This is a genomic window from Haloarcula sp. Atlit-7R, from assembly GCF_003666065.1.
GTDB lineage: Archaea > Halobacteriota > Halobacteria > Halobacteriales > Haloarculaceae > Haloarcula > Haloarcula taiwanensis.
The window spans coordinates 746,094-753,103 of sequence record NZ_QXIK01000001.1; the positions used below are offsets into that span (position 1 = coordinate 746,094).

The following is a 7,010-nucleotide window of genomic DNA, read 5'->3' on the forward strand; positions in this document are numbered from 1 at the left end:
GCGGTAATGGAGTATCTCGAGCGCCGGCGAGACCGGGTCGAGGAGCGCTTGGAGGCGGTTCTCGACAGCGTGGAGCCGGATGAACTCGCAGATGAAGTGCGTCACGTGGCGCTTTCCGGGGGAAAGCGAGTTCGGCCGACGGTGACAGTGCTGGTTTGTGAGGCGCTGGGCGGGGAGCCGGGCGATGCCGTCGATTTCGCGGTCGGCATCGAACTCGTCCACAACGCCTCGCTGGTCATCGACGACATCATCGACGAGTCAGAGCTCCGGCGGGGTTCTCCGGCCGCCTGGGAGGCCTTCGGCCACGGCCCGGCTATCATCGCCTCTGACGGCCTGCTCGGCGAAGCGTTCAATCTCTTTTCGACGGACGAGCGCGCCATGCAGACCGTCTCCGAGTCGATGGTCGAACTCGGCGAAGGCGAGGCCATGGAGCTGGTCGCAGAGCCCTCCAACGAGAAGGAGTACATGGAACTGGCCCGTCGGAAGACCGGGGCGCTGTTCCGCGCTGCGGCAGAACTGGGGGCAATCGCGGCCGACTCGGACCCGTACACGGTCGAGGCGGTCGGGCAGTACGCCGAACGGGTCGGCGTGGCCTTCCAGATGCGTGACGACGTGCTCGATGCGACAGCCGACGCCGAAACGCTGGGCAAGCCGGCCGGGACCGACGCGGAGATGGAACGACCGTCGCTGGTGGAAGTGACGGAGCTGACGACCGAGGAGGCAAACGAGCGGGCGCGGGCTGAATCCGACGCCGCCCTGGAGTCGCTATCGACCATCGACGCCCCGGAGTCCCAGTCGATGGAGTACCTGCGGGACCTCGCGGAGTTCGTCGTCGTCCGCGAGCGGTGAGCCCGAACGGGAGGGCTTTTGCCCGCTGCTCGATTACGCCCGGCAATGACAGTTATCGGTATCGTCGGGCTGCCGGGCAGCGGGAAAAGCGAGGCAGCGAACGTCGCCGCCGAGATGGACGTGCCGGTCGTGACGATGGGCGACGTCATCCGCGAGGAGTGCCGTGACCGCGGGCTTGACCCCGCATCGGACCACGGAACGGTCGCGAAGGCGCTTCGAGAAGAGAACGGCCCTGCCGCCATCGCCGAGCGCTCGCTACCGATGATTGAGGCGGAACTCGAATCGAATGACACCGTCCTCGTCGACGGTATTCGGTCGGACGTGGAGGTTGAAGCGTTCGAATCGGCCTTTGGCGACGCGTTCCTGCTCGTCGAGATAGACGCCCCGTTCGAACTGCGGGCCGAGCGACTCGACATCCGGGGGCGGGACACTTCGGCCGAAGACGGCGGCGAGTCGCTTGAGGACCGTGACGCTCGCGAACTCGGCTTCGGGATGGGCGAGGCCATGGACATGGCCGACCTGACTATCGAGAACACGGAGACGCTGGCCGCGTTCCAGCGGACTGTTCGCACACTGATTCGGGACGGGTCGGAGGCGCTTAACCAATGAGCGCCGTCTACGCCGTCGACATCCAAATCGAAGCGCCCGTCAACGACACCGAGGTAACCGACCGGGTCGCAGACGCAGTTCGGACCCTCTTCCCGGAGGCCGACCCGACACACCAGCAAGGCGCACTCGTCGCCGAGGTCCACACGATGGACGGGTTCTCTGAGCTACTCCACCGGCGGGAAATCCTCGATACGGCGCGGTCTGTCTTCTTCGACAATCTGGAGGGGGACACCTTCGCGTTCGACGTGAAGAAGCAAGCGGCGTTCGAGGGACGCATAAACTTCGCAGTCGGTGACCCCTCCGAACTCGGTGACATCCGCGTGAACGTGACCGTCAACGAACCGTCGGCCGAGGAGTATATCAACTACGTCGCGCCGCCGACCGAAGACGGCCAGCCGGTCTACGACGAAGACTCATGACGACGACCATCTGTTTCGACCTTGACGACACAGTCGTCCACTATCCGGAGCCGTACAAGAACATTATCCGAAGGACCGTCGAAGCCCATGGTATCGAGTACACCGACGAGCTTCGGGCCGTTAGCAAGGAGGTATTTTATACGGCCTTCGAGGCGCTGGAGCCGGACCCGTACCGCCAGTCGATGGCCGCGGTCGCCGAAGCGGCCGGGGCAGACGTTGACCTCGATGCGCTGGTCGAGACGCTCAAGCAGACCGAGTTCGCGTCGACGACCGTCCCCGACACAGCCCGGGACAGCCTGACCGCACTTGCCACCGACAATCGGCTCGCGATTGTCACCAACGGAATCCGGGAGCGGCAGGTCGCCAAGCTCGACCACCACGGGCAGACCGACCTGTTCGACCTTGTTGTCGCCTCCTACGAGGTCGGCGCACACAAGCCCGACAGCGCGCCGTTCGACCGGGTCCGGGAAGAGCTACCGGCCGACGAATACGTGATGGTCGGCAACGAGTACGAAACCGATGTCGAAGGCGCACGTAACGCGGGCTTCGTGCCGATTCATTACGAGTCGGGTGATGACAGCGGGCCGGACCTCTGGGATTCTATCGACGCGCTGGTGTAGCGCACGGAGCCATCGGTACGGAGCGGCGTACTGGAAGCGGCCGACAATCAGGTCAGTACAGCGGTAAGGATAACGCCGGTGTTCCACGCCGTGACCACGACGCCGAGTAGCGCCAGCCCGAGCGGGACACCGATTGAGTACGGCCGAGAAACGTACTTCCAGATGGCAAAAAAGCCCACGAACACGGCGGCTTTCAGGCCGGTCAACACCAGCACCGCATGCTGTGCAAGCAGTAGCTTGACAACGGGGCTGAGTTCCGTCACCCCGGTAATACTGTAGCCGACGAGCGTCGTGACGAGGTCGCCGACGCCGAAAAAGGCGACGGCAACCGCCCACAGAGCAATGGCAGTGTTCGAGGGACCGATGAGTCGGGCGGGGTGTCGCCAGTTCATACCACCCGGTACCGCGACACAGTACTTCGTTAGTAGTAGCTTCAATGACAGCTACACCGGTAAGCTCTCTTTTCGAAGGGTGTGGGCGTCGTTCAGAATCCGCTCACGAATATCGCGATCCACTCCCCGAGTTCGCGGCGCTTGCTGACCCGCACCGAATCGACCCACTTCACCCACTGAAACCCCCGACGGCCGGGCGCAACGAGTCGGAGGGGGTAGCCGTGTCCGTGGGCCAGGGGTTCGCCGTCGACGTGTGTGGCCAGCACGGCGTCGCGGGCCTCTAAGAGCGGGAGACTCCACCGGTAGCCAGTAATAGAGCGGAACTGGACCCACGCCGCCGCGTCGTCGGGGTCGGCGGCGTCGAGCAGGTCACCGACGCGAACGCCCTGCCACTCGTGACCGGAGTACCAGCCGCTCGTGCAGTCAAGCACCGCCGGTTCGGTCGCGTCCGGCGAGAGGTCGGCTGCGGCGTAGCTGGTCTCGCTGGCGACCCGGCCACCGACCGACAACGACCACTCGGCCGCGTCGACCGGGTCCGGATCGTCGGCGACCCAGCTAGTGACTGGGAACCGGTTGCCGTCACCGGTCCCGTCCTCCCGCGAGCCGGTGTACCTGCGGTCCGCGCCGGCCGTACCGAGTGCGTCGTTGACTGGCCCCTGGAGTCGCCAGATCAGTGCCCCCGTGGTTACCAACCCAGCGTACCGGAGAACGTCACGGCGGCCGCCGCGGGTGGCCTCTGCTGGGGAGTAAAACCGGGTTCGGAGATGCATCAGCAACAGCAGCGGGACCAGCAGGCCGAGCGCGACGTGGAGGTGAAACAGCCCCCACGGACCGAGGTCGAGCGTGCCGCCGAATATCCACCAGACGCCGGTGCCAAGCGCCCCCAGCGTGACCGCTGCCAGACCGACCGAGAGGACACGGGCCGCAGTGAGCCGCGACGGCGCGACACGGTGGACCACACGGTGGAGCTTCACCGGCAGCAGGAGCGTCAGCACCACGCCGGAGAGCGCGTGGAGGTCGATTATCCACGCACTGCTGGGAATGCCTGCGAAGATGGTGGCGATACCTGTGGCAAGCAGCGTCGCCACCGCCGCGAACAGCCCCCAGTCGACCGCCCGTGGCGTTGGCGTCAGCCGGTGGATGGCCATGGTACCGGTTAGCACCGGAGCGGCTTATACTGCCGTGACAGCGCAGCGGCGTCAGTACGACTGCCGGAGGGGCGGCTCACCGCTGGCGTTTCGGACCGTGACAGTGTCACCGTCGTTGTTCCAGACTGCCCCGTTCCGGCCCCAGTACCGCTCGGTCACAGTGTCGGTGCCGCGACCGGTGTAGAGGGTGACCGAGTCGTTCGGGCCGAGGGTCAGGTTCGCAAACGTGTACTGGTGCCCCGCAGCGTCGCTGACCGTCCACCCGGAGAGGTCGACCGACTCGTCGCCGGCGTTCGTGAGCGTGAGGTACTCGTCGTTCAGGTTCTCGTGGTCGTTTCCTGCCGCATCGGCGTGGATCGTCGCAATTTCGACACCGCTGGTGCTCTCGGTGATAGCCCCGCTGTCGGCGGTATCCGTCCGGGTCGTAGCGCCCGGGTCCGTACAGTGCCAGAGCCCGCGCCGGTCGGAGCGCGCGGCGTCCTCGGCCGCGTAAAATCGCTCGGTTCGCGTGAATTCGCTGTCGTAGACACGCGCGCGGCCAGTCTCGACGAGTCGGTAATTGAACAGCACTTCCTCGTGAACGACGTAGGCCAGTAGTCGGTCGTAGTAGCCCCGCCGGTTCAGATTCGAATCGAAGGCGAGTCCCACTGTCTCGCCGAGGAGCCGCTGTTTGGCGAGCGCCGAGGCGTTCGTGCCGGCCCCGCGGAGGCAGGCCGACCCGGCGTCGGTCTCGGGGACGCCCTCGAACTCCGCGGGGTCGGTCTCGGTGTGGACTTCGGGAGTATCGACGCCGACGAGTCGGACCGTGTCGCCAGTCCCGTTCTCGTAGGCAATCTGTATCGTATCGCCGTCGACGACGGCCGTGACGGTAACGGTGACGACTGCGTGTGGCACGTCGATTGCTGACTGGCCGTCAGCGGCGGCCCCCGTCGACTGCGACGGCGAGCCGGCGAAGCCGCTACAGCCGGCAGCCACCACGAGAACGACGACGAAACCGAACACGGGCCATCGCATCGGATAGACCTTGTCGGCCGGCGGCACAAGTGTGACGGTGCCGCTGGGCGGACTGTTATAGGTTTGCCACGAGTGGGTGTCCGTACAATGCTCGTCCCGCTGCCAGTCAGAGAGATTATGCGGACACCGGTCAAGACTATCAGTCCTGACGCTCCGGTCATCGAGGCGGCCCAGCGCCTCCGCGACGAGGATATCGGCTCGCTCGTCGTCGAGGACGGCGGCAGCTGCGTCGGCATCATCACGGAGAGTGACATCGTCGCTGTCACCGCAGCCGAGGGCGATACCAGAGCGCTGTCAGTCGGCGACGTGATGGCCGAGACACTGGTGACGGTCACCCCCGAAGTGGACATCGAAACAGCCGTCGAACGGCTCCGGACGAACAACGTCAAGAAACTGCCCGTCGTCGAGGACGGCGAACTTGTCGGGATTGTCACAACAACCGACATCTCTGACTACATCCCACACCTCAGGCGGGCAGGGGGAGCGACTGACGAGCCGTCACAGCGAGAGCGGTTCACCCGGCCGGACACGCTGTACGAGGACGAGGACTGGACCTTCGAGAGCTACGGGACTGCCGACGGTATCGACGTCGGTGACCACGTCCGGTTCAGCAAGACGATAACGCAGAGCGACGTGGAGGCCTTCGCTGAGGCCAGCGGTGACACGAACAGACTCCACCTCGACACGGCATTCGCGGACGGGACACGGTTCGGCCGCCGAATCGTTCACGGCACACTCGTCTCCGGCGTCATCAGCGCGGCCTTGGCCCGGCTCCCCGGGCTGACCATCTACCTCTCGCAAGAGCTGAGCTATCAGGGACCCGTCGACATCGACGAGGAGGTCACGGCCCGCTGTGAGGTCGTCGAGCGCATACAGGACAACCGGTTCCGGCTGGCCACAGCCGTCGATGACTCAGAGGGGAACTGCGTCATCGAGGGCGATGCCGTCGTCATCTCCGACCCGATTCCGGACACGGCCTGAGCTGACAGGTAAGCCCGCCTCGGCACGCTCGGCCGGGACTGATCGCACAGGAAACCACCGCAACAATGGTTTGTGTTACCAAACAACAATTGTTAATAATCTGCTAGTATATATGCTCGATATGGACGCTGTTGAACGGCCGACTTTCGAGACGAGCGCGGCGATGGAGGTGTATCAGTACGTCGAGCGACACGGGACCGCGGCGCGCCACAGGGTCCGCGAGGCGGTGGATCTATCGCCGGAGGCATTCGAGGAGGCCCTGACACACCTCTTGTCGAAGGGATACATCGAGGACGATGGCGGGACCCTGACGCTGGCGCTCGACGTCGGCTCCGTCGAGCAACACACCACGGACGGGCTGACGTACACGATTCGGCCGGCCCGTAACGACGATTTCGAGGGGCTCGTCCAGACGATTCGGAACGTCTCCAGCGACGGCACCTACGTCGTCGCTGAGAGCGTCGCCGAGCAGTTGCTGTACGAGGACGCCGTCACGCGGCACAACACGGTCGAGTCGCGGGTGTTCTTCGTCGCCACAATCGACGGCGAGGTCGTCGGCTGGTGTCACCTCGACATCCCGCAACTGGACAAGCTCCGCGAGACGGCCCAGCTCACCGTCGGCGTCAGGGAGGAACGGCAGGGACAGGGCATCGGCAGCCAACTCATGGAACGCGGGCTGGACTGGGCACGGGCCAACGGTTACCGGAAACTGTACAACAGCGTGCCGGCGATAACGGAGAACGCGATGGTGTTCCTCGAAGACCACGGCTGGCACACCGAAGGAATCCGGCGGAACCACTACACCGTCGACGGCGAGCAGGTCGACGAGGTGATGATGGCCTACACGTTCGAGTGAGCCTACAGCAGGACGACCAGCGCCAGCGCGATCCAGACGATTTTCAGCCCCGTGTTGACGACGATAACTTTCGAACCGAACTCCCGGCCCCAGATACCGTACTGGAACGGATTTTTTTTTTT

General features: G+C 64.9%; 9 protein-coding genes and 1 pseudogene. 6 read left to right on the forward strand and 4 right to left on the reverse strand.

Translation table 11 applies throughout. The features are described 5' to 3' along the window. Positions 1-6: 6 nt before the first annotated feature. Genes D3D01_RS03915 through D3D01_RS03930 form a run of 4 tightly spaced genes read left to right on the forward strand, consistent with a single transcriptional unit; the run spans position 7 to position 2,497 of the window. A complete protein-coding gene (locus D3D01_RS03915) occupies positions 7-849 on the forward strand; it encodes a polyprenyl synthetase family protein (RefSeq protein ID WP_121511299.1) in 843 nt (280 codons plus the stop codon). Between the two features lie 45 nt (positions 850-894). Further along, positions 895-1,458: an AAA family ATPase gene (locus D3D01_RS03920; RefSeq protein ID WP_101349139.1), complete on the forward strand. Its 564-nt coding sequence runs from the start codon at positions 895-897 to the stop codon at positions 1,456-1,458. Then, entirely contained in the window at positions 1,455-1,877 is a 423-nt protein-coding gene (locus D3D01_RS03925; RefSeq protein ID WP_121511300.1) for an RNA-binding domain-containing protein, read from the forward strand. The genes D3D01_RS03920 and D3D01_RS03925 overlap by 4 nt, the downstream gene beginning before the upstream one ends. Continuing rightward, positions 1,874-2,497 (forward strand): HAD family hydrolase, encoded by a 624-nt coding sequence (locus D3D01_RS03930; RefSeq protein ID WP_121511301.1) that lies wholly within the window; start codon positions 1,874-1,876, stop codon positions 2,495-2,497. Before D3D01_RS03925 ends, D3D01_RS03930 begins: the two co-directional genes overlap by 4 nt. Before the next feature lie 47 nt (positions 2,498-2,544). Here D3D01_RS03930 and D3D01_RS03935 read toward each other — a convergent pair whose 3' ends face one another. The 3 genes from D3D01_RS03935 to D3D01_RS03945 form a co-directional block, all read right to left on the reverse strand. Then, on the reverse strand, positions 2,545-2,889 hold the full coding sequence (locus D3D01_RS03935) for a hypothetical protein (RefSeq protein WP_121511302.1): 345 nt from the start codon (positions 2,887-2,889) through the stop codon (positions 2,545-2,547). A gap of 92 nt (positions 2,890-2,981) precedes the next feature. Further along, a complete protein-coding gene (locus D3D01_RS03940; RefSeq protein WP_101349135.1) occupies positions 2,982-4,037 on the reverse strand; it encodes a molybdopterin-dependent oxidoreductase in 1,056 nt (351 codons plus the stop codon). Between the two features lie 51 nt (positions 4,038-4,088). Next, entirely contained in the window at positions 4,089-5,051 is a 963-nt protein-coding gene (locus D3D01_RS03945; RefSeq protein WP_121511320.1) for a lamin tail domain-containing protein, read from the reverse strand. An 87-nt stretch (positions 5,052-5,138) separates the two neighbouring features. On the opposite strand from D3D01_RS03945, the gene D3D01_RS03950 reads away from it, so the two are divergent. Next, positions 5,139-6,032 carry a CBS domain-containing protein gene (locus tag D3D01_RS03950; protein ID WP_121511303.1) on the forward strand — a complete coding sequence of 298 codons (894 nt, stop codon included), beginning with the start codon at positions 5,139-5,141 and terminating at the stop codon, positions 6,030-6,032. A gap of 121 nt (positions 6,033-6,153) precedes the next feature. Further along, the gene (locus D3D01_RS03955) at positions 6,154-6,888 is read left to right on the forward strand and encodes a GNAT family N-acetyltransferase (RefSeq protein WP_121511304.1); all 735 of its coding nucleotides are present in this window, start codon (positions 6,154-6,156) and stop codon (positions 6,886-6,888) included. Between the two features lie 2 nt (positions 6,889-6,890). Here D3D01_RS03955 and D3D01_RS24915 read toward each other — a convergent pair. Further along, a pseudogene (locus tag D3D01_RS24915) lies at positions 6,891-7,010 on the reverse strand (nucleoside recognition protein); the annotation flags it as partial.